Genomic DNA, 25399 nt, shown 5'->3' on the forward strand with positions numbered 1-25399 from the left:
CGACGACACACTATCTACGGCGGTGGTATCGATGGCTAAAGTACGACTCGACGACCTCGTCAAGCGGTTCGACGACATCGTCGCCGTCGACGGGGTCTCCCTCGAGATTCCCGACGAGAGCTTCACCGTGTTGGTCGGCCCGTCGGGCTGTGGCAAAACGACGACGCTGCGGCTGATCGCCGGCCTCGAGCGCGCCAGCGAGGGGACGATCAGGATCGGCGACGAGGTCGTCAACGACCAGCGCGCCTACGAGCGCGACATCGCGATGGTGTTCCAGAACTACGCGCTCTACCCGCACAAAACCGTCCGCGGGAACATGCGCTTCGGGCTGGAACAGCAGGGCGCTGACGAGGAGACGATTCAAGAGCGCGTCGAAGACGCCGCGAGTCTCCTCCAGATCGACGAACTGCTGGATCGGAAGCCGGCCGAACTCTCGGGCGGCCAGCAACAGCGGGTCGCGCTCGGTCGCGCCATCGTCCGGAACCCGGACGTCTTCCTGATGGACGAACCGCTGTCGAACCTGGACGCGAAACTGCGCGTCCAGATGCGCGCCGAGTTGAACAAGCTCCACGACAAGCTCTCGACGACGACAGTCTACGTCACCCACGACCAGGTCGAGGCGATGACGCTCGGCGACCAGATCGCCGTCATGAACGACGGGAAGGTCCAGCAGGTCGGGCCGCCGACGTTCGTCTACTCCAACCCGCGAAACATGTTCGTCGCGGATTTCCTGGGTTCGCCGAGCATGAACTTTCTCGAGGGAACGGTCCGCCGGACCGACGACGGCTACGCGATCGATCTCGGCGCGTTCGAACACGAGGTGCCCGACGAGTTCGAGTGGGCGCTCGAGGGGTCGGTCGGCGACGAGGTCGTCCTCGGCGTCCGTCCGGAAGACGTGACGCTGCGGCCGGACGGACTCCCGGCGACGGTCAACGTCGTCGAGCCGCAGGGCGAAAAGACGGTTCTCGAGCTCGGGCTGGGCAACGAGACGACGATGAAGGCGTCGGTCGAGCCCGGCGGCCCGATCGAGGTCGACGACCGCGTCAGCGTCGAGTTCGATCGACGCTCGCTGCATTACTTCGATGCAGCCTCCGGAGAGTCGCTCACGTTCGAGCGGGCCGAAAGCGAAGCGACCGCCGAATCCGCCGAAGAGGAGCAAGTCGCGTGACGACGATCGACACCGAATCCATCGCGGAGCTCGTTCCGTTAGTGATCGGTGTTGCGCTCGTCGGAGCTGCGGTGTACAACTACCTTCGGGGAGTCTACGGCGCCGCGTTCGTCACCGGTATCGGGGCGATGGTCACGCTGGCGCTCGCGATTCTCTCCGCTCGATAGCCCCAGTCGGCAGCAATAAACGTAATCGATCACAAACAAATAAGGTCACGGGCTGAACAATAGTCGATAAACGGATATCTCTCCCCGCCGAGTCATGCTACCCAAACAACGGAAACGCGAAATCGTCGACGTCGTCTCGGAAGAGAACGGACAGACCGTCACCGAACTCGCCGAGGAACTCGGCGTCTCCGAGGCGACGATCCGCCGCGACCTCCAGGACCTCGAGGACGAGGGGCTGATCGAACGCTCGCACGGCGGCGCGATTCCCGCCTCGAGCGTCGCCGAGGAACGAACGTACAGCCAGAAACAGGTCCAAAACCTCGAGGCGAAGCAGGCGATCGGAACGCGTGCAGCCGAGGAGATCCGGAGGGGGCAGGTTGTCTTCTTCGATTCCGGGACGACGACGATGGAAGTCGCCAAGGCGGCACCCGACACCGAGTTCATCGCCGCGACGAACTCGCCGCTGATCGCGATGGAACTCGGCGAACGGGGCGACGTCAAACTCACCGGCGGCACGCTTCGCGAGCAGACCTGGGCGCTCGTGGGGCCGACCGGCGAGGAGTTCCTCGAGCGGACGAACTTCGACGTCGTCTTCCTCGGGACGAACGCCATCCATCCGGAGGCCGGGTTGACGACGCCGAACGAGGACGAAGCGCGGATGAAGTCGCTGATGGTGGAGAAGTCCCAGCGGGTCGTGCTCGTCTCCGACGGCTCGAAACTCGACCAGCGGAGTTTCGTCAACTTCGCCGACCTCGAGGATGTCGACGTGTTCGTGACCGAAACGACCCTGACTGACGACCAGCGCGAGCCGTTCGAGGCCGCCGGCGTCGACGTCGTCGACGGGGTGAGAGAGTGATCCTCACCGTCACGCTAAATCCGGCGGTCGATCACACGATCACCGTCGAGGGGGACCTCGAGCCCGACGTGGTCAAACGGGCGAGCATGTCCCAGTACGACCCCGGCGGAAAGGGGATCAACGTCTCGAAGTACCTTGCCGGACTCGGCGTCGAGTCGACCGCGACCGGCTTGATGGGCGGGTTTCTCGGCTCGTACATCGAAGATCAACTCTCCCGCCAGAAGATTCCGAACGACTTCGTCGAGATGGGGGGTTGTACGCGTCTCAACACGACGATCCTCACCGACGACGAGGAGTACAAGGTCAACCAGTCGGGACACAACGTCAAGAAGGAAACCGTCCGCGAGGTGGTCAACAAGGTTCGCGAACACGATCCGGAGATGGTCGTCATCGCCGGCAGCCTCCCGCCGAACCTGGGGCCGGCGACGATCGACCGCATCGCTCGCGCCGGGTCGTGGCGCACCGTCGTCGACGTCCAGGGCGACCTGTTGAAGGGACTCCAGAGCGACTACTTCCTCTGTAAACCCAACCGCCGCGAACTCGGAACCGCGACCGGGATGCCGGTCCACACCGACGAGGAGTGCGTCGAAGCGGCCGAGGCGCTCCGCGAGGAGGGGTTCGAACACGTCGTCGCGTCGCTGGGGGACGACGGCGCCCTGCTGGCCTCGCCCGAGGGCGTATACCGGGCGGACGCTCGAGACGTCGAGGTCGTCGACACCGTCGGGGCGGGCGACGCCCTGCTCGCGGGCATCCTGTCGACGTTCGCGCGCGGGCAGTCCGGCACCGCCGCGCTCCGAATGGGCGTCACGGTCGCCGCGGAAGTCGTGTCGGTGCCGGGCACGACCGTCCCGGAGATGTCCGGCCTCCGCTCGGATTCGACCGACGTCCCGCTGTTCACGAGGTGATCGGTTCGGCGACTCCAACGCTGTGCCAATGACCGTCACGTCTACACTCTCCGACCACCTCGCGTCCGTTCGACGCGATCTCATGACCGGCGTGAGCTTCATGGTTCCGTTCGTCACCGTCGGCGGCGTCTTCCTCGCCGTCGCTCGTCTCGTCGGCGAGACAGGGGCGCTCGAGCAACCCGGCACGCTCGCGTGGTTTCTCGCGGCGATCGGCCGGGCGAGCTTCGAGTTCGCCGTTCCGGTTTTCGGCGCGTACGTCGCCTACGCGATCGCCGATCGGCCGGGTCTCGCACCGGGATTCGTTCTCACTGCGCTCGTCCAGCAGGGAGCGATCGTCGAGCAAGCGGGACTGATCGTGGGCATCGAGACGGGACAGACGGGGGCCGGCTACCTCGGCGCGCTCGGCGTCGGACTCCTCGCGGGGGGAACCGTCGCCTGGATCGACGATCGCGACGTGCCGAACGCCGTCGAGCCGCTCGTTCCCGTCTTCCTCGTTCCGGTCCTCGTCACCGGGCTGCTGGCGCCCGTCGCGCTTTTCGCTCTCGCGCCGCCGTCCGCGCTCGCGCTCGAGTGGCTGATCGAGATCGTCCGCGACGCGGTCGGCCTCGAAGCGCTCGCGCTCGGCGCCGTGCTGGGCGGGATGGTCGCGATCGACAGCGGCGGTCCCGTCAATAAAATCGCGTACGTTTTCGGCGTGATCCTGCTCCCGGAGCAGATCTACGCGCCGATGGCCGCGGTGATGATCGCGGGAATGGTGCCGCCGCTCGGTCTCGCGCTCTCGAACGTCGTCGCGCCGCAGAAGTACCCCGATGACCGCTATTCGAAGGCGAAGGCTGCGGTACCGATGGGACTGTCATTCATCACGGAAGGCGCCATCCCGTACGTCACCGCTGACCCTCAACGGGTGGTGCCCGGCGTCGTCTGCGGGAGCGCGGCCGCGGCCGCGCTCGCGCTGTGGCTCGGCGTGACGATGCCCGCGCCCCACGGCGGCATCCTCGTCGTGATTCTCAGTAACAGTCCGGCGCTGTTCCTGGCCTGTCTCGCGTTCGGAACGGTCCTCACGGCCACAATCGTAACGGTGCTCAAACCGGACTACGTCGATGACGCCGCAGTCGCGACCGCACGGAAGAACGACTAAACATCATTAACGGTATACTACGTCTATGGACGACGAGATCGACGCCGTACTCGCGCCGGAGTTGATCACGCTCCGGGAGCCGCCGACGGACAAGGGCGGGTGTATCGAGTACCTCCTCGATCGCGCCGTCGACGCGGGCCGCGTGACGGACCGCGACGAAGCCCTCGAGGCGATTCGCTCTCACGAGGCGGAGATGGGCGCTGGGGTGGGGAAGGGGATCGGCCTCTTCCACGCGAAGACCGACGCCGTCGACCGACCGACGATCGCGTTCGCTCGCTCGAGCGAGGGGGTCGACGTCGAGACGACCGACGGGGAGTCGGCGACCTTACTGTTTCTGTTGCTCGCGCCGACGGGGGCGACCGACGAGCACCTCGAGATACTCAGTTCGCTGTCCCGCGCGCTCATGCACGAGGAGGTACGAGCGGCGTTGCGAGAGGCGGACTCGGAAGCTGTCGCCCGACGGACGCTCGCGGGGGCGATCGCGTGATGGACGGAGATCGCGTCGGAGAACGAGTGCGGGCGCGAACCGTCACCGTCGCAACGGACGAGGGCCTCCACGCCCGTCCGGCCGCGAACGTCGTCGAGACCGTTGAACAGTTCGACGCCGAGGTCCGGATCGCGCCTGCCGGCGACGCCGACAACGACAACCGTAACGGCGACCGCGACGACGATCCAGTCGCGGCGACGAGCGTCCTCGCGGTCACGAGCCTCGGCGTCGCGAGCGGCGACGACGTTCGACTCGTCGCGACGGGCGACGACGCGACGGCGGCGCTCGATGCGCTCGAGGAGCTACTATCATGACCGAAAACGAGCCGCCGAGCCGGCGAATCGAGGGGATAGGAGTCACCGGGCTCGCGAACGTCGGGACCGCGGAGTGGTACGATCCCGGAACCGACGCCGAACTCGAGGCCCGAGCGTCGGCGTCCGCCGCGACCGACCCGGCGGTCGAGCGCAACCGATTCGACGACGCACGGGAGCAGGCTCGCGACGAACTCGAGCGCGAACGCGATCGGGCGGCCGAACGCGTCGGCGAGGAGGAAGCGGCGGTGTTCGACGTCCACGAGCGACTTCTCGACGATCCGCAGCTCGTCGACGGCATCGAGGCGGCGATCGCGGACGGGTGTTCGGCGGAACGGGCGGTCCAGCGGTCGTTCGCGGACCCGATCGAACGGTTTGCGAACATGGAGGGGCGGACGGGCGAGCGCGCCGACGACCTGCGCGACGTTCGGGATCGGCTCCTGCGGCTCCTGATCGGCGACGACCGTCTCGACCTGACCGGCGTGCCCGAGGGGACCGTCCTCCTCGCCGATCGGCTGACGCCCAGCGACGCGGCGCGGCTCGATCCCGAGCGCGTCGCGGGCTTCGCAACCGTCGAAGGAGGCCGAACCTCCCACGCGGCGATTTTCGCCCGCTCGCTGGGGATTCCCGCCGTCGTCGGCGCCGGCGACGCGCTCGAGGCGATCGACGACGATCGAACCGTTCTCGTGGACGGCGACGACGGTGCCGTGATCGTCGATCCCGACGACAGGCGACGCGAGCGAACGACGGGCGGCCGAGACCTCGAGGTTCGCGAGGCCCCCGTCTCGACGGCGGACGGGAAGTCGATCGAGGTCGCCGCCAACGTCTGTACGCCCGCCGATCTCGAGGACGCCGTCCGACGAGGGGCCGACGGGATCGGCCTGTTCAGAACCGAGTTCCTCTTTCTCGATCGCGAGGCGCCGCCGAGCGAGGACGAGCAGTACGAGGCCTACCGAAAGGCGCTCGAGGCGTTCCCCGACGAGCGGGTCGTCGTCCGGACGCTCGACGTCGGCGGCGACAAGTCGCTCCCGTACGTCGACGCCCGCGAGTCGGACAACCCGTTCCTCGGGGAGCGCGGCATCCGCCGCTCGCTCGGGCCCGACGCCGGCCTCTTCGAGACGCAGCTTCGAGCCCTCCTCCGGGCGGCGCCCGCCGGACCCGGGACGCTTTCCGTGATGTTCCCGATGGTCGCGACCGTACCGGAACTCGAGGCGGCCTTGGCCGCGGTCGAGTCCGTCGCGGACGAGCTCGAGACAGCGGGTGTCGACCACGAACTCCCCGAACTCGGCGTCATGATCGAGACGCCGAGCGCGGCGCTCTCCGCGGCCGATCTCGCCGAGCGAGTGGAGTTCCTTAGCATCGGGACGAACGATCTCACCCAGTACGTGATGGCGGCCGCTCGAGAGCACGATCGGGTCGGTGATCTCCACGATCCCCGCGAACCCGCCGTTCTCAGGGCGATCGAGCGGACGGTCGAAGCGGGACACGGCGCCGGCGTCCGAGTCGCGATGTGCGGCGAAATGGCGGGCGACCCCGAGTTGACGGAGTTGCTCGTCGGGCTCGGACTCGACGAACTGAGCATGAGCGCGGCCACGATTCCAACGGTAAAGGAAACCATATCCGAAATCGACGCGACGGAGGCGGCGTCGCTGGCGGATCGAGCGACGAGCGCGACTACGGTCGAGGCCGTCTGCAGTCAATTGGTGGCGGACGACGCCGGCGACGAGCGCAATGGGGGTGAGACGAATCGATGAAATTCGTCGCAGTAACCTCCTGTCCGACGGGGATCGCACACAGCCAGATGGCGGCCGAGAATCTGGAGCGGGTCGCGACGGCGAACGGCCACGAGATTCTCGTCGAAGTCCGGGGTGCAATGGGACGGGAAAACGAACTCTCGAGCGACGACATCGAGACGGCGGACGCGGTCATCGTCGCCGCGGAGACGGCCGTCGACCGCGACCGGTTCGCGGGCGAGGGGACGCCCGTCGTCGACGCGCCGGTCAAAGCGGCCGTCACCGACGCGGAGACACTCCTCGAGCGGGCCATCGAAGCGGCGCGCGACAATGGGGCGGTCGCTGAACCAGACGTATCGCCGGATAGCCGCCGAGAACCGGCGGGCGACTCCGCGGAGACTGCCGACGATCAACCCGAGCAATCGCGGGGACTGGTCGCGCGCCTCAAGCACTTTTTCTCTTGAGTGTCCGTCGCGAGAACCGACATCGTCATCTCTCTGGTAAACCACGCCTCCGCTACTCCGTTTGCGGCGCTCGGCACGGACGGCGACTGCGCGAAACCCGAAACGCTCAGGCGATATCGAGTTGCTCCCGGTCCGCGCCGGCGAGTTCGACCAGCGCGTCGGCCTCGAGGAGGTGGCACTCCCCGGGAATCACGAGCAGGTGCAGCGGATCGCCGAACTCCCGGTCGGCGAGGTCGGTCATCGTGCCGGCCTCGACGAGCGGATCCGGACTGCCGGCGCGGGCGACGACGACGCCGACGAGATCGGGGTACTCCTCGGCGAGCAGTTCGGCGCCCCTATCTGCGGTCATGTACTCCTCGCGCTCGGCCTTGATGTCGAGGTAGACGACGGTATGCAGGCCGTCTTCGCGGTTCTCGTCGATCGTCTCCGTCACGCTCGCGGGGAGGCCGTCCGCGCCGTGGGCGTAGGGGAACGGCAGCGTCGTCGCCTTTCCGAACCGGTAGTTCTGCAGTCCCGTCAGCGAACTGGTCGCCGTCTGGGCCGTGACGCCGTGGATCACTCGCGTCTCGATGCCGCGGTCGTGGGCCCGGAGCCGAAGGTCGACGTGGGTCGTCGAGATCATCGTGTCGCCGGCCGTCAGGAAGGCCACGTCCTCGTCTTCGGCGGCCGCGAGGATGTCGTCGGGCTCCTGCTCGACGCCGGCGCGGTCCCGGACTTCGATCTCGACGTTGTGGTAGGCCTCGAGGTCGTCGATCGTCGTCCCAATGAGTTTGCTGGTGTAGAACTCAGCGTAGGCGCGGTCGGCGTTCCGGAGCGCCTCCTGGCCCTCGACGGTGATCGAGCGCTCGTCGTAGAGGCCGAGGCCGATGAAGGTGAGCATGGCCGGTCGTAGTCGCAGGCGCCGTTATAAGGTTTCGAGTCCCCGCGATCGGACGGTCACACGCCAGGGGACCAGCTACTCGTCGAGCATCGACCGAAGCTTCTCGAGATCGACGTTCCGACCCGAGACCGGGAGGACGACGGTCTTCCCGGCAAGCTCGTCGCGACGCTCCAGCGCGGCCGCGACCCCGGTCGCACTCGCGGCTTCCATCAGCACGTGCTCTGCCTCGAGCATGCGCCGAACGCCGTTCCGAAGAGCCTCGTCCTCGACGAGGACGAACTCGTCCAGTCGCTCGCGGAGCAGTTCGACGGTCAGCGCGAACGGCACTCGGGTCGCGATCCCCTCCGCAATCGTGTCCATCCGCTCGTGGGACTCGAGGGTGCCTTCGCTCCACGCGCGGTACATCGCCGGCGCGGCGGCCGACTGCACGCCGATCACGTCCGCACCCGCGAGTTCGCCGACCGTCAGGCAGTAGCCCGCGGCGCTGCTGCCCCCGCCAACCGGTGCGAAGAGGACGTCTACGTCGGGCCGTTCGTCGAGGATTTCCAGCCCCGCAGTCCCGACACCCGCGATCAGCGCGGGCTCGTTCGCCGAGTGGACGTACCGATACCCGTCCTCGATCGCGAGCCGCTCGGCGCGTTCGCGCGCCTCGTCGAAATCGGCGCCGTAGTGCTCGATCCGCGCACCGAGACGTTCCATGGCGCGGACCTTGCCCGGGTTCGCGTCTTCGGGGACGCAGATCACGACGGGGACGTCGAACTCCCGGCCGGCGTACGCGATCGACTGGCCGTGATTGCCGGTGCTGGCGGCCACGAGTCCCGGGTCGCGAAACTCCTCGTCGAGTCCCGCGACGAGATTGATTCCGCCGCGAACCTTGAACGCGCCGGTCGGGAGCGTATCCTCCCGCTTGAGGTAGACGTCGGCCTCGAGTTCCGCGGACAGCCACTCGCAGCGGACCAGCGGCGTCGTCGGCAGGTACGCCGAGACGGTCGACTGGGCGCGGTAGACGTCGGCCGCCGTCGGCGGCTCGAGGTCGTGGTACGGAAAGACGGTCGTTTCGTCGGGCGACTCCACCGGGTCATAGTTCGCGACCATACCGAACGTTGTGGTCCCGCACCACCTTAGTATTCCAACAGGAGAGGATCCTCGATACCATCAGCTGTCCTCGCCGCCGATCGCGATCGCTTCGATCTCCACGCAGTGGGTGGGATCGACGAGCCGCCGGACTTCGACCATGCTGGTCGCGGGGCGCACGTCGTCGAATACCTCGCCGTGTGCCCGTCCGATCGCTTCCCAGTCGTCGATATCGGTGACGTACAGTCGCGTTCGGACGACGTCCTCGAGGCTTGCGCCCGCCTCCTCGAGCGCATCCTCGACGATCTCGAGCGCGTGTTTCGTCTGGGCGTACGGATCGTCGGGCGCGACGACCGTGCCGTCATCGCGAGTGGCGGTCGTCCCCGAGACGTGAACGTGCGAACCAGCGCGGACGGCCCGCGAGTAGCCGACGGTCGATTTCCACTCGGTACCGCTCGAGACGGTGTAGCGGTCCATACGAACAGTGGAGACCGAGCCGGAACAAATATGATTTGTATGATAAAATCAGAAACCGATGTGAGATGTCGAGGACGGCCCATCGTCACCGTCCTCGCTCTCGTTCTCGTCGATGCCACCCTCGCCGACGAACGACAGGTCGTCGTCGGTGAGCACGACGCGGCCGTCGTCGCGCACCGAGACCTCGACCGACGGGAGCGTCGTGTCGGCCGCCTCGCCGTTGTCGCAGTAGCCCGAACAGGTGTCGAACATCGACCCGTGGCGGGGACAAACGATCTGCCCCTTCCGGATCGGCGCCCCGCGACCCGTATCGAACCGCTGGGCTTCGTGCGTGCAGCGGTTGATCCATCCTTCGACGCCGTCGTCGCAGGGAACGAGGATCGCCTCCTCGAGTTCGCCGTACTCATCTCGGACCGTGAACAGCCACGAGCTCTCCTCGTGGACCGTTTCCACGGTCGTGAGCTGCTTCATGGGCCGGCTACGGTCGGCGGCCTGAAAATCGTTACTCGGTCGATTCGCTCGCAGGCGTCCGGGAAAACGTCAGCGTTACGGCACCGCGTCGGCGAGTACCGGTATGGACGTACCCTGCGTCCGCGTCCCCCGCGAGGAGGGCGAGGCCACGCGAAGCCGGCTCGCGGACGCGGACCTGATCGACGACGGCTACGAGATCACAGTCGAGGACGGCAGTCTCTACATTCCGGTTACCGACTCCGAGGCGGTCCCCGACGACCTCGAGGTCGTCCGCCGGAGCGCCGACGAACGCGAGACGCAGACGACGCCCGCCGACCTGCTCGGCTTCGATCCCTCCTACGAGCGGCTCGGGAAGGCCGTGTTGCTCGACGAGGACGACGGCGACCGCGCCCGTGAGATCGCTGACGCCGTCCTCGAGTCCGACCTCCCGGTCGAGACGGTGCTGAACAAGGCCTCGAAGGTCAAAGGCGAGACGCGGGTCCGCGACTGGGAGCTGCTGACCGGCGCAGACACCGAGGTCGTCCACCGGGAGTATGGCTGCGAGTTCGCGCTGGACGTAGCCGAGGTGTACTTCTCGCCGCGGCTCGCGACCGAGCGCCACCGCGTCGCCCAACAGGTCGAGTCCGGCGAGCGGGCGTTCGACATGTTCGCCGGCGTCGGCCCGTTCGTCGTTCCCTTCGCGAAACGCGGTGCCGAGTGCGTCGGCGTCGACATCAACCCGGACGCGATCGCGTACCTCCGGGAGAACGCGCGCCGAAACGGCGTCGAAGACCGCGTGACGGCGATCTGTGCGGACGTTCGGACGCTCGTCTCGACTCGAGCGGATGCCGACGAGGACACCACTCAGGTACGCGATACCAAAGGTCCCGACTACGAAAACTGGGCCGACCGCATCGTCATGAACCTCCCTCACAGCGCCGATGAGTTCCTCGAGACCGCCGTCGCCATCGCCGGCGACGACTGCGTCGTCCACTACTACGACATCCAGCACGAGGACGACCCCTTCGGGCCGGGCGAGCGCGCGATCCGCGCGGTCGCCGAACCCGAGTACGACGTGTCCGTCGAGACCCGACGCACCGTTCGCTCGTACGCCCCCCACGAACTGAACGTCTGTCTCGACGTGCGACTCGAGCGGTCGTCCGCCTGAGGATCGGATCACGTAACATCGTCACACGTCCGAATCGATTCGCAACCCTTATGCCTGCTATCGCTCGTACGACTATGTGCGAGCGCCGGTGTAGCTCAGACTGGCAGAGCGAATCCTTCGTAAGGATTAGGTCGAGGGTTCAAATCCCTCCACCGGCTTAGATTTTCACGTTCCTGCTTTCACGACTAGCGGATAGTTTCTACCGGCTCTGCTACTAGTATCCGCACTTGCCAGATTAGATAGTGAGTAGAGTATTCGCTCGACTGTAACGAGAAAGTAGCACAGCACTGCCGTTACTGAGTATACTGCTTGAAAGAAAACGAAATGCGGGAAGACCGGACGAAGTCCGGTAGTTAGCTGACGTTAGTCCTGCTGGCGCAGGGCCAACATGGCGGCTGCGAGCAGGGCGATCGTCGCGACAGCGACGCCGAAGCCGGGCGTGGGGCTTCCACTGTCACTGGACTCGTTACCACCGTCGTCGGTGGAACCGTCACCGCCGCTACCATCGGAGCCGTCACCGCCGCTACCATCGGAGCCGTCACCGCCGCTACTATCGGAACCGTTACCGTCCTCAGACGGCTGTTCGACGACGGTCAGGGTACCGGTAGCGTTGTCGTCACCAGCAGTGACACCCCAGCTGATCTCGCCAGCCGACGAGGTGTCGAACTCGTAGCTGTTGGTCCACTCCTGACCGGGCTCGAGCGTGACGTTCTCGCTGGCGACGGGTTCGTCAGCGATGTCGACGCCGATCTCGACGTCGTCAGCCGCGCCGCCGTTGTTGGAGACGGTCACGTCGAGCGTGGCGTCCTCACCGACGGTGACCTCTTCGGGTGCGTCGGTGTCGAGCTGGATCAGCGGTTCTGCAGCGTCGGCGAGCGTCGACTCGATTTCGTCCTCGAGGTTGCTCTTGTAGTTGTTGTCGAACTCGTTCTGGTCAGCGTGCGTTGCCTTGAGATCGAACGTGATTCCGGCGTCGTACTCGCTGAAGTCGTAGGTGGCAGTGAACGTGCCGTCCTCAGCGACGACCGCTTCTTCGGAGTCGGTGAAGTTACCCGAGGAGCGAGCGCTCGTGTCGATCTCGCTGCCGGGGGCGACGTTGGTATCGCCGGTCACTTCAGCGTTCTCCGAGTTGGGGACTTCCTCAGCGCTGTCGTCCCACTCGAGTTCGGGCTCCTCGAGGGTGAACGAGTCTTCGATCTCGACTTCCTCGTCCTCGTTGTCCACGTACGGACTGTTCTCGCTGACCGAGTAGGTCAGGTCGTAGGACTCGCCAGCGTCGAGTTCTTCGTTGGCGTCCTCGTATTCGATGATCAGTGGGAGGTTACCGTTGTACTCCTTCGTATCCGTGTAGGGGACAGTGACGGAGATGTTGTGGTAGTCGTCGCCTTCCTCCGCGACCTGGTCGGGGTTAGTCGACCAGACCTGGGCATCGACGTTCGGGCCGGGGTCCTGCTCTTCGATCGTAATGTTGATACTTCGGTCACCGAGGTCATCACCGACGGAGTCACCGTTGCTCCAGGAATCGACCAGACCGGACTGGCCGAAGTTCTCGAGGTTCAGGAGCAAGTGGTCACCGTCAGCGACAACGTCGGAGTCAGTGATCGTCGTCTCGTTGAAGTTCTCGTACCCGTTCAGGTCGTCCCCAGCGGGTGCGACCTGCGTCGAGACGCTACCGACGGATTCCGGTTCGTCCACGTTGAAGAACGCGGTGTCCGTGACTTCGTCGTCATTGATCTTGTACGCGTCGAGAGCACCGGACGTGTTCAGGCTCGTGCCGGCTTGCATCTCGTACTCGTAGTCACCGAGCGGCGCGTTGTCGGCAAGCGTCGAAGCGTTCACGTCCTGATTGTCCAGTTCGATGTCGTGGTCCTCGTGCTTGGGATGGAGCGACCACACATCGTCGGCAGAGGTGTTTTTCGGTGCGTTGGTGTTGAACTGCAGGGTGATCTGGTTGAGATCGTCTTCGTTGATCTCGAACTCAGTCGCAGCCTGGAAGTTATAGTTGTCCATGTCACCGATCTGGACGGCACCACTGTCGACGTACTCCGTGTTGACGGTGATGTCGATGATATCGCCCTGATCGCCGTTGGCGTCTTCCTCGAAGGAGACCTCAGCATCGTCCTCGACGACTTCGATCGTCGCGTTGTCCGCCGCGAGCGAGTCCGTCGTCTCGAAGTCGAACTCGTACTCGCCGGAGTCAATCTCGCCGAAGTTAGCACCGAATTCGACGTCGTCACGGTCTCCTTCAGAATCGGTAACATCAGTCACGTTCAGCGTGACGAGGTCTTCGTCTTCATCAGGGGTGACGTCCTGGATGGGGCCTCCCTCACTGAAGATGCTATCGAGTTCGTCCGCGTCGAGCCCGTCAGCGGTGACGTTCACGTACTGGTTGGTACGGGACGACTCGAGCGAGACGTTCACGCTTCCTTCTTGAGTAACCGTGGAGCTAGTGAACTCGGTCTCGAGGTTCTCCGACTCAAGCCAGAAGACGGTTTTGTCCCACTTCGAACTCCCACCGGTCAGGTTGAGATTGTACGCGTTGCCCTCCTCGAGTTCGGAGCTATCGAAGGTCACCTCGTTTTCGCTGTTGTCGACCCGATTTTCGAGGACGACGTCGTCCTCCTCATCGTAGGTCGAACTCTGTCGAATCTGCAGCGAGGTGAATTCCTTGTCTTCCTCGAGTTTGAGTGTCACTTCCTGGCCGATCCAGACGTCTTCGTTGTTCAAGTCGCTTCGATCGTTGTACGTCGGTCCAGCGTCGCCGATGCTGTCAGGCTGCGACGGATCTGCAGCCCCCGCGCCTGCAAAGGCGACGGACATCGCGACGACAGACAGGACCATCATCGCTGTCAGGAACACTGCACGTCCCTTCTCGCGATATGAATTTCCGCTCATATGTTGTGTTATAGTTGTGTTGTCTGCGGTTGCGTTAGTTAGCGGGCGATCAGTGGAAGGCGACCGTCGACATCTTCGCGACGACTCGGCCACGAACCTACCAGCCTCCCGGGTAGGGGTATCAGATCATCATTCGAGTTGAGTAATAAGTTTTGTGTGTTGACTATTTCGGAGAACAATTTTTGCTGATGATGTTATCATAGTAAAGTATAGCCCATAGTGCGCGTCAGTACTTCGTTGCGACCCATTACGTCACGGCTGCGGTCGTCAGGTGAACCTCTTATAGTGCGCCGTGGAACGGTTCGGCTACGAGCGCTTTCGCACTGCTAGCGCTCCGTCGATGATAACCGGTTCACAGTCGAACGGGCCGGCGACACGGTAGTACTCGAGAACGTTCGTCTCGCTCCCCTCGATCGCGTCGTGGCTCTCGAGGTCCGCCTCCGTAATCGCGGTCCCGAAATCACGATACACCGACTCGAGGGAGTCCGCTTTTGCGACGGCGGCGGTCGACGCCGGTCGATATCGGTCGTTCGGATACGATTCGAAGTGCTCACGGTCGATCACCCATTCGATACCCTCGCGCCGACGTTCGTACACGATATTCCGATACTTCCGGAGTTCGCGTTCGCCCAGAAAATGCAGGATCCAGTCGTACACCTCGCGCGGGACCGCACGCTGGACCGGATCGGGGTGGGAGAAGTCGATTGCCTCCAACTGCGCTCGATTCTCCTCGACGAATTTCTTTGCAGCCGCTCGTTCGTCACCGTCTAGATAGTAGACGGTGGTAAACTGACCGTCGTAAGCCGGCGGGACATCGCTGCGGCGATTTACACGGAGGTATCGGACCTGCATCCGTTCTTCCAGTGAGAGGGCGTTTCGATTGATGCCGGTCTGCGGGGACTCGGTGAGGCGATCGTATTGTTCGGTCGCCACGCAATACTGTTGCCCAGACAATAATATTAGTCTTCCTACTTTATTGAAGTAATAATTACGAGCTGCTCAGTCGCTATATCCCTCGCTCGGCGACGGGAACACTATCGGAAAACTACGAGTAACTGCGCTCCGGACATCACGAGAGAGAATCCTTCGAGGAGCGTCAGACGAGCGTCTGCCGAAGTATTATTAGTCATCACCGATATCGATTAGGTGCCCATCCAGACGTGTTCCGTCTGGAGGCATCCCCCATCCGCTTGTCACTCCATCCCCCCATCTCGACTGGCAGTTCGCGGCTGGGGTCGCGGGAAGCGAGAGCGTTCGACTCTCGCGTTCCCCTCCCCTCTCCCCCCACTCGTGCTTTCGATTTACGACGATTCGAGACGTCGAGTGACGACCGCGACGAGCCCACAAGCTACAGGAACGCCGTCAGTCCGAGCGCGACTGCGATCCCCAGCGCGACCGCGTCGACGCGTCCGAACGACAGCGGCGGCAGCGTCGGATTCCACGAGAAACACCGCGCCTGCAGCGCGAGCGCGAGTCGATCGGCTCGATCGAACGCCCGGGAGAACCCCAGCAGGGCGAGCGTGCTCGCGCGATCGACGGCGCCGCGTTCGGTGCCGAGTCGGGCGGCCATCGCGTCGCGGATCGTGCGGATATCTCCCTTGAGGACGGGCAGAAAGCGGAAGACGAGCGCGATGCCGATCCCCAGCAACTGGCCGGCTTTGCCCGGAATCGTCCGCTGGATGGCGGCGCGGGAGTCCCGGACCGGTGTCGAGCGAACGTAGGCGGCGCTGACCAGCAGGATCAACACGACGCGATAGCTCGCTCGAGCCGACGCGAGGCCGCTCCCCACGTCGATCCACGGCGACCCGAACGTCAGCGCCGCCAGCGGCGGCGCGATCGAGAGGACGACGAACGCGAACCGGTACTCGTACAGCGTTCGCCCGAGCGGCACCCGCGCCGCGGCGAGGACGAGCGCGGTCACGGCAGAGAGCGCGAGCAGGGCGCGCACGCCGGTGTGTGCCAGCGCGGTCGCGGCGAACCCGATCTGGACCGCGAGCTTCGAGCGCGGATCGAGTTGGTGGGCCAGCGTGTCGTCGGGTTCGTAGGTCAACATCGGTCGGTCGCAGGACGGGACGCTTCCGGAACGCGAACCTCGAGCCCCGCGAGTTGCTCGACCGCTCGCTCGGGCGCGTCGTCGACGACGACCCGTCCGTCACGCATGGCGACGAGACGATCCGCGAGTTCGAGGACGTCCCGGAGGTCGTGGGTCGCGAGTACGACGCCGGTGCCGTCGGCCGACAGCGACGCGAGTCGCTCGAGCACCGATCGGCGGGCAGGGTCATCGAGACCGGTAAACGGTTCGTCGAGGACGAGGTAGGCGGGGTCCATCGCGAGTGCGCCTGCAATCGCGACGCGGGCCTGTTCGCCGCCCGAGAGCGCGTCGATCCGCTCGTCCTCGCGGCCGGCCATGTTCACGGCCGCGAGCGCGTCGGTGACCCGACGGTCGATCTCGGCGCGCTCGAGGCCGAGGTTCTCGGGGCCGAAGGCGACGTCGGCGCCGACCGTCCCGGCGACGAACTGGTCCCGCGGGTGCTGGAAGACCATGCCGACCCGCGAGCGGGCGGCGACGAGGTCGTCGCCGACGGGCGTGCCGTCGACCAGCACGGTTCCCGAATCGGGCTCGAGGAGGCCGTTACAGTGGCGCAGCAGCGTCGTCTTCCCGCTGCCGTTCGCCCCCGCGAGGACGACGAACTCGCCGTCCGCGATCGACAGCGACAGGTCCTTGAGGACGGGGACGTCCTCGAAGGCGTACGAGACGTTGCGGAATTCGATCATCGCGTGTGCTCACGTGCAGGTACAGATGCGGCCTCGAGTCGGTCGCGTGGGGTCACGAGCGCACCGATACGATTCGGCCGCTCTTGACGATGGCGATCGCGGCGGCCATCTTCAGGATTTCGCCGGGAACGAACGGGAGCGCGCCGACGGAGATCGCCTCCCAGAGGTTCATGTCCAGGAGCCAGGCCATGTAGCCGACGCCCATGCCGTAGATGAGCACCGTTCCGGCGACGAGCGCCGCGACGACGAGCGGCAGGGGTTGCGCCGCGGGATCGCGCAAGTCCGTGCCGCGGTGGACGATCAGTCCGATCAGTCCGGCGGCGATCGGGTACGACCAGAGGTAGCCGGCAGAGTCCCCAACGAGGGCGCCGAGGCCGCCGTTCATACCGGCAAAGACGGGGAGGCCGACTGCACCGGCGGCGAGATACAGTACCAGCGAGAAGGTCCCCCAGATCGGTCCGAGGACGAGGCCGGCCAGGAAGACGAACAGTACCTGTAACGTGATCGGTACCGGTGAAATCGGAATCGGGATCGTCACCGGCACGGACGCCCCGATCAGCGCGGCGATCAGGGCCGCCCGGGCGAACTGGCGGACGACGTTTCCGCTGACGCGGTCGACCGACTGTCGTTCGGTTGCCATACCGAACCGTGTCTCGTAAACCAAGATCAAAACTTCGGTTTTCGAGATCGGTCGTCGGTCGCGTCGTCCTCGAGCGGACTCCGGGCGCTCGCATTCCTGAACGGAATCAACCCGGTGGAAACGACGTGTTCCTCTCCGGTTTCGCGACGGTTCGGAAAGCCGAGACGGATTCGGAACGGGGCCGTCGGCACGTCGGCCGCTCGCGTACAGCCGTCTGAGGAGTCGCGACGAAGTAATCGCGTCTTGTCTCTGCTGGCCAACTGAAACGGACGGCGCGCTTATGCGCCGATTCGGTCGGGTGGTGCGAAACGAATGCGATCCGGTAGTACGCGGTACGGACGGCGACGGCATCGCAGGGCGAGAGCGGAGCAGCCCGACCGCGGCGGTACGAGGCGGCGAGTTCCGATCGGTCGGTCGGAACCGTCGTCGCGACGCGCGCGCGGGCGAGCTACGAGAGCGAGGTGCAACGCCGGTGATCCGCAGTGACGCGCGTCCGCCTCGGACTCGTTGTAGTCGCGCTCGCGGCCGGAGCCGTGCTCGCCGGCGCGGTCGCGTTGCCGTCGCTCGGCGTCGGGCTCGGTCCGTTCGACGGGGACAGCGCCGGAGCCGCGGACGGCGACACCGTCTTCGAGGACGGCGCGCAGGCGCAGTTCCAGGACGCACTCGCCCAGGACGACCCCGCGAGCAATGACGGTACGAACGCGACGGGAACGGAATCGGGGGCAACGGACGGCGGGGCCGATATCCTGACGCTCGAGTCGCCGGTAGCGTTACAACCGCAGGCCGAAAGCGAAGGCGGGGACGAGAGCGACGAGGCCGCGGCCTCGAGCACACAGGCGACCGCTCAGCAGACCACGGGCGGAACGCAGGCCGACGAGGACCCGGTCGAAGCCGGCGTCGAGGAAGGGATCGAACTCGCACAGTCCCAGGGCATCAACGTAACGCAGGAACAGCGCGCGGCCGCGATCGACGGGGCGCGCCAAGCCGCCGCCCAGCACCAGGCGGCCGACGCCGAGCAAGTGCAGGCGGCGACGGCGGGTGCGGTCCACGGCTCGCTGCTGCAGGAACAGGCGGTCAACGCCACGCAGATCCAGTACGCGGTCGGCGGGGCGACTGAGGGCGCGCTCGCCCAGCACCAGACGGTCAACGCGACCCAGTTGCAGAGCGCGACCTGGGGCGCGACCCACGGGGCGCTCGCCCAGAAACAGCGCGTGACCGTCGAGCAGCTCCAGACCGCGACCTACGGCGCTGCCGCGGGCGCCGCCAGCGAGGCCGGCGACGCGGGCGTCGGCAGCGTCCCGAAGATCCAGGAAGCGGCTCAAGGTGCGGCCTACGGCGTCTTGGAGCAGTACCAGAAGGTCACCGTCGAGCAGCGCCAGCGGATCACGCTCGAGCACGTCCAGCACGCCGCGGCGGGGGCGTCGGCCGGCGCGCTCGAGGGGAGCACCCGGAGCGTCCTCGAGCAAGAGCAGCGCGTCGAGGTCGAACAGCGCCAGCGCGTCGACGTCAAACAGGTCCAGAAGGCCGCGATCGGGGCCGCGAAGGGCGCGCTCGAGCAGCGCCAAGAGGTCTCGGTCGAGCAGACCCAGGCGGCCGCTCGCGGCGCGGGCAAGGGGCCGCTGAAGCAGATCCAGTCCGTCAGCGTCGAGCAGGTCCAGCGCATCTCGACCACGCAGATTCAGGAGGCGGCTTTCGGCGCGTCGAAGGGTGCGATCGAGCAGAGCCAGGAGGCCAGCGTCGAGCAGATCCAGGCTGCGGCGGACGGCGCCTCGCAGGGGACGTTGCTGCAGCGCCAGGAGGTGTCGATCGCGCAGATCCAGTACGCGGCCGCCGGCGCCTCCAAGGGCGCCGTCCAGTCGGCGGTCCAGCACCAGGTCGTCGACGTCGAGCAGATCCAGGCCGCCGCCCGCGGCGCGGGCGAGGGGACGGTGACCCAACAGCAGATCGTCGACGCCGCGCAGGTTCAGACGCTCGCGGAGGGCGGCTCGAGCGGCGCGCTCTCGCAGTCCCAGAGCGCGAGCGTCGAGCAGATCCAGACCGCGGCGCGAAGCGCCTGCGAGCAGACCGCACAGGTCGTCCAGTACCAGCGGATCAGCGTCATGCAGCTGCAGACGCTGACCCAGGAGACGGCGGCGGATGCGACCCAGTACGCCGTCAGCGAAGGAGTCACCGACGCGACGGAGATCGTCCAGTACGTCGAGGTAACCGTCGTCCAGCGGATCGAGCGAGTCGACGAACTCGAGGGGACGGCGTCGATCGAGTTCGCAGACCAGGAAAGCGACGGCGAGACCGTCGTCGTCGACAGCGTCGATCTCTCGGAGGGCGGCTTCGTCGCGGTCTACGAGGACGTCGCGGTCGACGCCGACCCGGACGCCGTCGTCGGCGTCTCCGACTACCTCGAGCCCGGCGAGCACGACGACGTCGAGATCGACCTCGAGGAGCCGATCGAGGAGAGTCAGGCGCTCGTCGCGATCGCCCACCACGATACGAACGACAACGAGGCGTTCGACTACGTGGAATCCGACGGCGCCGAGGACGAGCCCTACGCCACCGCGGGCGGCGGCCTGGTGATCGACGGCGCGTTCGTCACGGTCGCCGAGGACGTCGAGCGCGAGGCTACTCTCAATGTGAGCGACCAGACGGGTGACGGCGAGACGCTCGTCGTCGACGAGGCCAACGCGACCGTCGATTACGCCGTCACCGCCGAGTACGACGGCGAGCGGGTCGACAGCGAGTCGTTCGCCGCTGGCCAGTCCGTCGAGGACCTCGAACTCGACCTCGAGCCGCCGCTCGAGGAAAATACGACCGTCAACGTGTCTGTGCGCGCGCTCGAGGACGACGAAGCACTCACGAACGAGTCGATCGAGTACACGGTGGCGACTGAACCGCCTGCGCCCGAACCCGAGGCCACGCTCAACGTGAGCGATCAGGGGGGCGACGGTGAGACCTTACTGGTCGACGAGGCGAACGCGTCGGTCGAGTACATCTTGAGCGCCGAGTACGACGGCGAACGCGTCGACAGCGAGCCCTTTGACGCTGGCGAGGCCGTCGAAAACGAATCGATCGACCTCGAGCCGCCGCTCGAGAACGACACGACGGTCGACGTCTCGGTTCGCGACGCCGCCACGGACGAGGTGCTGGCGAACGACTCCATCGAGTACTCGGTCGCGGATGAGACGCCCACACCCGAACCCGAGCCGGAACCGGAAGCGACGCTCAACGTAAGCGATCAGACCGGGACTGGCGAGGCCCTCGTCGTCGAGGAGGCCAACGCCTCTGTCGACTACGCGCTCACCGTCACCGACGAGACCGGCGAGCGACGCGCCGTGAGCGACACGTTCACGGCCGGTCGGTCGGTCGAGAACGCGTCGCTCGCCCTCGAGCCACCGCTGGAGTCGAACGCGACGCTCGAGGTGGCGGTCGTCGCAGCCGACGGCGACGGCGCGGTCAACGAGACCGCCGTCCCGCTCGCGAACGAGACGATCGAGTACACCGTCGACCAGTCGCCCGAATTCGGCGTCGAGTTCGTCAACTGCTCGCGCGCCGAAGTGACGGGCTCGTTCGAAGAGGGCGACACGGTCATCGTGGCCACCGGCTTCTACGAGTCCGGCGGCTTCGGAAACACGATGGGCGAGTACGCGTTAAGCGTCGGCGAGAACATCGAGGGGCCGGTCGAAGGGACGGTCGTCTTCGAGACCGGCGACGAGTTCGGCGTCACCGAGACCGAGGACGGCGCGTACGTCGAGGTTCCCCAGGGCCAGTTCGGCTCGGCGATCACCGGCATCGTCTCACCGGACGCGATCCCCGGCTCGATCGACTACCCGAACCCCAACGCCAGCGAGTGCCTCGAGCAGGTTCGGCCCGAGCAGCCCGAAATCGGCGTCGAGGAGGCGACGCCGACGGACGACGGCGACGCCATCGAGGTCACCTTCGGCTACGAGAATCCCAACGACGCGCCGCTGTTCGTCGACAGCGCGTTCGTCGAGGGGACGACTGACGCCGACCCGCCGGAAGAACTCGAGCCCGGCGCGGGCGAGTTCACCGTCGAGTGGACGCCCGCAAGCGACGACGAGCGGCTGGTCTGGGAGGTCGATATGAGCCGCTACGACTACGAGGAGGTGCTGACCGCCGAAACGGCGCCCGCCGGCGAGATCGCGCCGACCGAGCCCGCCGCGTACGCGGTTTCGATCGTCGGAACGAACGCGCCGGTCGAGCAGGGCGACCCGCTCGAGATCGACGCGGAAATCCAAAACGTCGGCGGCGAGGCCGGCGAGCAGCCGATCGCGCTCGCCGTCGGCGGCGCTGAAACCGACGCCGTCTCGGTCGCGCTCGAGCCCGGCCAGTCGGAGACCGTGACGCTGACTGCCGACACGTCGACGCTGGAGCCCGGCGAGTACCCTGTCACCGTCTCGAGCGAGAACGAGACGGTCGAAACGACTGCGACGATCGAGCCGGCCGGCGATCCCGCCGAGTTCGCCGTGACCGACGTCTCGACGGACGCGACCGATCCGGCGCCGGGCGATCCGGTCACGGTGACCGCGACGATCACGAACGTCGGCGATCTCGAGGGGACGCAGACGGTGACCTACAGCGTCGACGGTCAACCGGCCGGGGAGACGACGGTCACGCTCGCCGGCGGCGAGTCGGCGGCCGTCTCGTTCGAGACGACGGTCCCGGAGGGCGAATCGACGCACACGTTCGAAACCGAGGACGACGCGGCCTCGGTGACGATCGAGGCGGCCGCCGCGCCCGATCCGGGCGACGGTGCCGATGCTGGTGCTGGTGGCGGTGCCGATGCCGGTGCCGGGGCCGGCACCGATGCGGACGGACCGCCGGGGACGCCCCAGGTCGGACCGCCCGACCAGTCGCCGCAGGGAGCGCCCGAACCGCCGGCCGAGTCGCCGACGCAGCCACCGGCCGACGAACCGGCAGAGCCCGGCTCCGAGTCGCCCGACCAGCCGACCGAATCCGGCCCGTCGGCGGCCCCGAACGGGTCAGCTGGCGCATCCGAGCAATCCGGCGGCTCGCAGCCCCCCGCGGGATCGACCGCCGGCGAGTCGGGGATAACGGTAGTCTGACGGAGCGACGCACACGACCGAGGTCGCAGACGCGTCGAACCGCCGCACGACCGTCGATAGCGGGCGGTCGATGCGGCGCTCGAGCAGAAAGCGTCGTGCACGGGAGATCAGTAGGTTAGGGTCGATCGCTCGGCTACTGGCCGCTGCAATCGTCGGTGCTCGAGAGTCGAGGCGCTCGAGGGGCGGGTCAGAAGACCGACTCGTCTACGGGATCACAGCGATCGACCGAGAATCGGCCGCGATCAGTGCTGGTGGCCGGTCGCTTCGCCGAAGGTGACGCCGAACCGCTCCTCGAAGAGGTCCATGACGCGCTCCTCCTGGGCCTCGAGGTCCTCGTCCGCGCCCTCGCCGTGGTGGACCATGTGGTGGGCGCGGCTGGCGAGGGACAGCAGGACGATGTCGCCGACCGTCTCGGCGGAGGTCTGGTCGCCTTCCGCGACGAGGTCCACGAGGCCGGCGGGGACCGTCACGTCGTCTGTCGATTCGTCGTCGGCCGTGATCGAGAGCGTAATCGTCTCCACGTCGTCGGACATATCCCTACGGTCGGGAAGCGCCCCTAAAGGTGCTGTGGCTTGTAACGACGGCGACCAAAATACGGAGGTATCGGTGGCGGCCGATCGGCGCCGCCGTGGCGCTTTTGCTGATCGGCGTCGAAGTTTCACGTATGCCCAGCGTGGAACTTGACGAGGAGACGATCGAGCGGCTCGACGAACTGCGCGTCGACGACGAGTCCTACGACGAGCTGATCACCGAGCTCATCAACATCTACGAGACCAGCGAGTACACGCTCTTTCGCGCCGGCGACTGACGGTGCCGTCGGCCGTCGCTGCGTACCGACCGGCCGACGCGTCCGTCTCGCCGGCCGGACTGCCCGCCTCAGTTCTCCGCGGCGACTTCTCGAACCGAATCCCACTTGCCGTTCGACTCGAGTTTCGACTGGAGTTCGTCGGCGTACTCCTGCGTGAGTCGTTCGGCCGCCTCGAGTTTCGCATCGTGTCCGCTTCCGCCCCCGCCGAGACCGAGCGCGCCCTTGATCGAGTCGACGAGGCCGCCGCCCGAACCCCCCGCGTTGCCGGCGTCGGCACCGCTGCCGCCGCCCGGACCGCCCATCGCGCCCATGCCAGACTGGACGTTCTCGAGTTCGGGCATGATCTGGTCGAGTTTGTCGGTGTTCGCGACGATCCGGGCGCGCTCGGGATCGTCGGCGTGCTCGATCTCGAGTTCGGTCGCGGTCATGATCAGGCTCCACTGCTGGTTCGAGAACTGCGACTCCGCGATCCGCGAGGAGAACTCCTGATCGAGAGTCATCCGCGCCCCGACGATCCGGTCGGTCCAGTCGCTGTCGCTCATGGCCGGCGATTGGCGCGGTGCGCGTATCAGCGTTTCCCTCAGGGTCCGCCGATAGCGAGAGAACGGCCCCGAACGCGAGCACGAGCCTCGCGGCTGCGGTTATGCGGTCGGTCGCTCGGTCACCCGGTCACCGATCACGCGATCACTCGATCGATCCGCCCTCGTCGCGCCCCGTCAGTCCAGCCGTTCGGACGACTCGGCATGACGCCTCGCGAGGTCGACGTACCGATCGGCAGTCGCCTCGAGGTGCGGATCGTCGACCTCGGCCTTCGGTTCCGCCGGCGATCCGGCGACGAGCGTCGCGGGTGGGACCTCGGTGCCCTCGGTGACGACGCTGCCGGCGGCGACGACGGCACCCTCACCGATCCGGGCGCCGTCGAGGACGGTCGCGTTCATCCCGACCAGCGCGCGCTCGCCGACCGCGGCGTCGTGGACGATCGCGCTGTGGCCGACGGTCGCGTACGGCTCGAGTTCGGCGTCCTCGTGGAGAACGGCGTTGTCCTGAACGTTAGCACCCTCGCCGACCACGATCTGCCCGTGGTCGCCCCGGAGGGTCGTGTTCGGCCAGACGCTGGCGTCGGCCTCGACGATCACGTCGCCGATGACGACGGCGGTTTCGTCGACGTAGGCGGTGTCGGCGATCTGCGGCGTCGTTCCGTCGAACGAACGGAGCATGTCTCGTCTCCCCGTGGTTCGGGAACGACCTTGAATCTGTGCGCCACGCTCCGGTTCGACCCGCCGATCGCACGGACCGCGGTCGGTCGCCGACCGTCCCGCGTCCCGACTCGTCCACCAACGTGATTTGGCATTACGGCTAAGATCGATCCGCCGAAATAAACGACCGCAGCGGGCGTTCTGGCTTCCCCCGGCCACGTTCCGCTGAGTGTCATCCCACCACCTCACCCCATCTACCCAACCGGTGAACAGGGGTCGAGTCGAACCCCCCTTCGTCCTCCCCTGTTGCCCCACACCCTTCTCCCCCGTACTTCCGAGTTCGTCACTCCTCCGAGAGCCGTTCGGAGAGTCGATCGAACCGGTCCTGCGCCCGTTCTCGACGGTTCCGCTCCGTCTCCGGATCGTGGGTCACCGCGAGCAGCGTACCGGCTTCACCGTCGCCGGCGCCCTCGCCTTCACCTTCGTCCGCGATCTCGACCTCGAGCACGGCGCCCTCGTGCGCTCCGTCCGCCGGAAGTCGGTCGACGGGGATCGTCCGTTCGTCGACGACGTCTCCGTCGTCCTCGAGCAGGAGGACGGCCAGTTCCTCGCGTTCGGGCCGCGGTTCGTCGGCGATTTCGTCGTCCGTGTTCCCGCCTGCTTCTGTCCCCGCTTCCGTCCCGTCGACGTCGGTTCCGTCCCCGCTTCCATCCCCTCGATCCTCGGTCG

Annotated in this window: 25 protein-coding genes and 1 tRNA gene; 13 read left to right on the forward strand and 13 right to left on the reverse strand. The window is 66.4% G+C overall.

What is annotated here, in order from left to right; translation table 11 throughout:
- The first annotated feature begins 31 nt into the window (after positions 1–31).
- The 9 genes from ACYQ26_RS09575 to ACYQ26_RS09615 all read left to right on the forward strand — a co-directional run bounded on the left by ACYQ26_RS09575 (position 32) and on the right by ACYQ26_RS09615 (position 7229).
- Positions 32–1168, forward strand: coding sequence for an ABC transporter ATP-binding protein (locus ACYQ26_RS09575; RefSeq protein ID WP_459808670.1), 1137 nt, complete (start codon positions 32–34; stop codon positions 1166–1168).
- A complete protein-coding gene (locus ACYQ26_RS09580) occupies positions 1165–1335 on the forward strand; it encodes a hypothetical protein (RefSeq protein ID WP_459808671.1) in 171 nt (56 codons plus the stop codon). The genes ACYQ26_RS09575 and ACYQ26_RS09580 overlap by 4 nt, the downstream gene beginning before the upstream one ends.
- 94 nt (positions 1336–1429) lie before the next feature.
- Positions 1430–2191, forward strand: coding sequence for an HTH-type transcriptional regulator GlpR (glpR, locus tag ACYQ26_RS09585; protein WP_459808672.1), 762 nt, complete (start codon positions 1430–1432; stop codon positions 2189–2191).
- Positions 2188–3096 (forward strand): 1-phosphofructokinase, encoded by a 909-nt coding sequence (gene pfkB, locus ACYQ26_RS09590; RefSeq protein ID WP_459808673.1) that lies wholly within the window; start codon positions 2188–2190, stop codon positions 3094–3096. Before glpR ends, pfkB begins: the two co-directional genes overlap by 4 nt.
- A gap of 28 nt (positions 3097–3124) precedes the next feature.
- Positions 3125–4234, forward strand: coding sequence for a PTS fructose transporter subunit IIC (locus ACYQ26_RS09595; protein WP_459808674.1), 1110 nt, complete (start codon positions 3125–3127; stop codon positions 4232–4234).
- A 25-nt stretch (positions 4235–4259) separates the two neighbouring features.
- Positions 4260–4721, forward strand: a complete 462-nt coding sequence (locus tag ACYQ26_RS09600) for a PTS sugar transporter subunit IIA (RefSeq protein ID WP_459808675.1) — start codon at positions 4260–4262, stop codon at positions 4719–4721.
- Positions 4721–5035 carry an HPr family phosphocarrier protein gene (locus ACYQ26_RS09605; protein WP_459808676.1) on the forward strand — a complete coding sequence of 105 codons (315 nt, stop codon included), beginning with the start codon at positions 4721–4723 and terminating at the stop codon, positions 5033–5035. The genes ACYQ26_RS09600 and ACYQ26_RS09605 overlap by 1 nt, the downstream gene beginning before the upstream one ends.
- A complete protein-coding gene (gene ptsP, locus ACYQ26_RS09610) occupies positions 5032–6786 on the forward strand; it encodes a phosphoenolpyruvate--protein phosphotransferase (RefSeq protein WP_459808677.1) in 1755 nt (584 codons plus the stop codon). Before ACYQ26_RS09605 ends, ptsP begins: the two co-directional genes overlap by 4 nt.
- On the forward strand, positions 6783–7229 hold the full coding sequence (locus ACYQ26_RS09615) for a PTS fructose transporter subunit IIB (protein WP_459808678.1): 447 nt from the start codon (positions 6783–6785) through the stop codon (positions 7227–7229). Before ptsP ends, ACYQ26_RS09615 begins: the two co-directional genes overlap by 4 nt.
- A gap of 106 nt (positions 7230–7335) precedes the next feature.
- On the opposite strand, the gene dph5 is transcribed toward ACYQ26_RS09615, so the two are convergent.
- The 4 genes from dph5 to ACYQ26_RS09635 form a co-directional block, all read right to left on the reverse strand.
- On the reverse strand, positions 7336–8109 hold the full coding sequence (dph5, locus tag ACYQ26_RS09620) for a diphthine synthase (protein WP_459808679.1): 774 nt from the start codon (positions 8107–8109) through the stop codon (positions 7336–7338).
- Positions 8110–8184: 75 nt separating this feature from the next.
- The gene (locus ACYQ26_RS09625; protein WP_459808680.1) at positions 8185–9204 is read right to left on the reverse strand and encodes a threonine ammonia-lyase; all 1020 of its coding nucleotides are present in this window, start codon (positions 9202–9204) and stop codon (positions 8185–8187) included.
- A gap of 60 nt (positions 9205–9264) precedes the next feature.
- Positions 9265–9660, reverse strand: coding sequence for a RidA family protein (locus tag ACYQ26_RS09630; protein WP_459808681.1), 396 nt, complete (start codon positions 9658–9660; stop codon positions 9265–9267).
- A gap of 48 nt (positions 9661–9708) precedes the next feature.
- Positions 9709–10131, reverse strand: coding sequence for a Rieske (2Fe-2S) protein (locus ACYQ26_RS09635; RefSeq protein ID WP_459808682.1), 423 nt, complete (start codon positions 10129–10131; stop codon positions 9709–9711).
- Between the two features lie 103 nt (positions 10132–10234).
- Here ACYQ26_RS09635 and ACYQ26_RS09640 point away from each other — a divergent pair, with 103 nt between their 5' ends.
- A complete protein-coding gene (locus tag ACYQ26_RS09640) occupies positions 10235–11278 on the forward strand; it encodes a class I SAM-dependent methyltransferase (protein ID WP_459808683.1) in 1044 nt (347 codons plus the stop codon).
- Between the two features lie 84 nt (positions 11279–11362).
- Positions 11363–11436: transfer RNA gene (locus tag ACYQ26_RS09645), tRNA-Thr, on the forward strand.
- Between the two features lie 205 nt (positions 11437–11641).
- On the opposite strand, the gene ACYQ26_RS09650 is transcribed toward ACYQ26_RS09645, so the two are convergent.
- The 5 genes from ACYQ26_RS09650 to ACYQ26_RS09670 all read right to left on the reverse strand — a co-directional run bounded on the left by ACYQ26_RS09650 (position 11642) and on the right by ACYQ26_RS09670 (position 17588).
- Positions 11642–14173, reverse strand: coding sequence for a BGTF surface domain-containing protein (locus ACYQ26_RS09650; RefSeq protein WP_459808684.1), 2532 nt, complete (start codon positions 14171–14173; stop codon positions 11642–11644).
- A gap of 306 nt (positions 14174–14479) precedes the next feature.
- A complete protein-coding gene (locus tag ACYQ26_RS09655) occupies positions 14480–15106 on the reverse strand; it encodes a hypothetical protein (protein WP_459808685.1) in 627 nt (208 codons plus the stop codon).
- A gap of 415 nt (positions 15107–15521) precedes the next feature.
- Complete coding sequence (locus ACYQ26_RS09660; RefSeq protein ID WP_459808686.1) at positions 15522–16226, reverse strand: energy-coupling factor transporter transmembrane component T family protein; 705 nt, start codon at positions 16224–16226, stop codon at positions 15522–15524.
- Positions 16220–16948, reverse strand: coding sequence for an energy-coupling factor ABC transporter ATP-binding protein (locus ACYQ26_RS09665; protein WP_459808687.1), 729 nt, complete (start codon positions 16946–16948; stop codon positions 16220–16222). Before ACYQ26_RS09665 ends, ACYQ26_RS09660 begins: the two co-directional genes overlap by 7 nt.
- Positions 16949–17000: 52 nt before the next feature.
- Entirely contained in the window at positions 17001–17588 is a 588-nt protein-coding gene (locus ACYQ26_RS09670; RefSeq protein ID WP_459808688.1) for a biotin transporter BioY, read from the reverse strand.
- A 482-nt stretch (positions 17589–18070) separates the two neighbouring features.
- Between ACYQ26_RS09670 and ACYQ26_RS09675 the strand changes: the two genes are divergently transcribed.
- Positions 18071–22666, forward strand: a complete 4596-nt coding sequence (locus ACYQ26_RS09675; RefSeq protein ID WP_459808689.1) for a DUF7282 domain-containing protein — start codon at positions 18071–18073, stop codon at positions 22664–22666.
- A 242-nt stretch (positions 22667–22908) separates the two neighbouring features.
- Here ACYQ26_RS09675 and ACYQ26_RS09680 read toward each other — a convergent pair whose 3' ends face one another.
- Positions 22909–23199, reverse strand: a complete 291-nt coding sequence (locus ACYQ26_RS09680; protein WP_459808690.1) for a DUF7545 family protein — start codon at positions 23197–23199, stop codon at positions 22909–22911.
- A 131-nt stretch (positions 23200–23330) separates the two neighbouring features.
- Here ACYQ26_RS09680 and ACYQ26_RS09685 point away from each other — a divergent pair, with 131 nt between their 5' ends.
- A complete protein-coding gene (locus ACYQ26_RS09685; RefSeq protein WP_459808691.1) occupies positions 23331–23474 on the forward strand; it encodes a DUF7557 family protein in 144 nt (47 codons plus the stop codon).
- Between the two features lie 68 nt (positions 23475–23542).
- Here the strand turns inward: ACYQ26_RS09685 and ACYQ26_RS09690 are convergent, their stop codons facing one another.
- The 3 genes from ACYQ26_RS09690 to ACYQ26_RS09700 all read right to left on the reverse strand — a co-directional run bounded on the left by ACYQ26_RS09690 (position 23543) and on the right by ACYQ26_RS09700 (position 25307).
- Complete coding sequence (locus ACYQ26_RS09690; RefSeq protein WP_459808692.1) at positions 23543–24016, reverse strand: DUF5799 family protein; 474 nt, start codon at positions 24014–24016, stop codon at positions 23543–23545.
- A gap of 174 nt (positions 24017–24190) precedes the next feature.
- On the reverse strand, positions 24191–24691 hold the full coding sequence (locus ACYQ26_RS09695) for a gamma carbonic anhydrase family protein (RefSeq protein ID WP_459808693.1): 501 nt from the start codon (positions 24689–24691) through the stop codon (positions 24191–24193).
- A gap of 322 nt (positions 24692–25013) precedes the next feature.
- On the reverse strand, positions 25014–25307 hold the full coding sequence (locus tag ACYQ26_RS09700; RefSeq protein WP_459810737.1) for a DUF3006 family protein: 294 nt from the start codon (positions 25305–25307) through the stop codon (positions 25014–25016).
- Between the last annotated feature and the right edge of the window lie 92 nt (positions 25308–25399).

The organism is Halopiger thermotolerans, from assembly GCF_054654555.1.

What these genes read in the sequence shown, in the direction of transcription:
- ACYQ26_RS09575 (WP_459808670.1), top strand. Translation starts at nt 32, where the DNA reads ATGGCTAAAGTACGACTCGACGACCTCGTCAAGCGGTTCGACGACATC.
- glpR (WP_459808672.1), top strand. Translation starts at nt 1,430, where the DNA reads ATGCTACCCAAACAACGGAAACGCGAAATCGTCGACGTCGTCTCGGAA.
- ACYQ26_RS09595 (WP_459808674.1), top strand. Translation starts at nt 3,125, where the DNA reads ATGACCGTCACGTCTACACTCTCCGACCACCTCGCGTCCGTTCGACGC.
- ACYQ26_RS09600 (WP_459808675.1), top strand. Translation starts at nt 4,260, where the DNA reads ATGGACGACGAGATCGACGCCGTACTCGCGCCGGAGTTGATCACGCTC.
- ACYQ26_RS09605 (WP_459808676.1), top strand. Translation starts at nt 4,721, where the DNA reads ATGGACGGAGATCGCGTCGGAGAACGAGTGCGGGCGCGAACCGTCACC.
- ptsP (WP_459808677.1), top strand. Translation starts at nt 5,032, where the DNA reads ATGACCGAAAACGAGCCGCCGAGCCGGCGAATCGAGGGGATAGGAGTC.
- ACYQ26_RS09615 (WP_459808678.1), top strand. Translation starts at nt 6,783, where the DNA reads ATGAAATTCGTCGCAGTAACCTCCTGTCCGACGGGGATCGCACACAGC.
- dph5 (WP_459808679.1), bottom strand. Translation starts at nt 8,109, where the DNA reads ATGCTCACCTTCATCGGCCTCGGCCTCTACGACGAGCGCTCGATCACC.
- ACYQ26_RS09625 (WP_459808680.1), bottom strand. Translation starts at nt 9,204, where the DNA reads ATGGTCGCGAACTATGACCCGGTGGAGTCGCCCGACGAAACGACCGTC.
- ACYQ26_RS09630 (WP_459808681.1), bottom strand. Translation starts at nt 9,660, where the DNA reads ATGGACCGCTACACCGTCTCGAGCGGTACCGAGTGGAAATCGACCGTC.
- ACYQ26_RS09635 (WP_459808682.1), bottom strand. Translation starts at nt 10,131, where the DNA reads ATGAAGCAGCTCACGACCGTGGAAACGGTCCACGAGGAGAGCTCGTGG.
- ACYQ26_RS09640 (WP_459808683.1), top strand. Translation starts at nt 10,235, where the DNA reads ATGGACGTACCCTGCGTCCGCGTCCCCCGCGAGGAGGGCGAGGCCACG.
- ACYQ26_RS09650 (WP_459808684.1), bottom strand. Translation starts at nt 14,173, where the DNA reads ATGAGCGGAAATTCATATCGCGAGAAGGGACGTGCAGTGTTCCTGACA.
- ACYQ26_RS09660 (WP_459808686.1), bottom strand. Translation starts at nt 16,226, where the DNA reads ATGTTGACCTACGAACCCGACGACACGCTGGCCCACCAACTCGATCCG.
- ACYQ26_RS09665 (WP_459808687.1), bottom strand. Translation starts at nt 16,948, where the DNA reads ATGATCGAATTCCGCAACGTCTCGTACGCCTTCGAGGACGTCCCCGTC.
- ACYQ26_RS09670 (WP_459808688.1), bottom strand. Translation starts at nt 17,588, where the DNA reads ATGGCAACCGAACGACAGTCGGTCGACCGCGTCAGCGGAAACGTCGTC.
- ACYQ26_RS09680 (WP_459808690.1), bottom strand. Translation starts at nt 23,199, where the DNA reads ATGTCCGACGACGTGGAGACGATTACGCTCTCGATCACGGCCGACGAC.
- ACYQ26_RS09685 (WP_459808691.1), top strand. Translation starts at nt 23,331, where the DNA reads ATGCCCAGCGTGGAACTTGACGAGGAGACGATCGAGCGGCTCGACGAA.
- ACYQ26_RS09690 (WP_459808692.1), bottom strand. Translation starts at nt 24,016, where the DNA reads ATGAGCGACAGCGACTGGACCGACCGGATCGTCGGGGCGCGGATGACT.
- ACYQ26_RS09695 (WP_459808693.1), bottom strand. Translation starts at nt 24,691, where the DNA reads ATGCTCCGTTCGTTCGACGGAACGACGCCGCAGATCGCCGACACCGCC.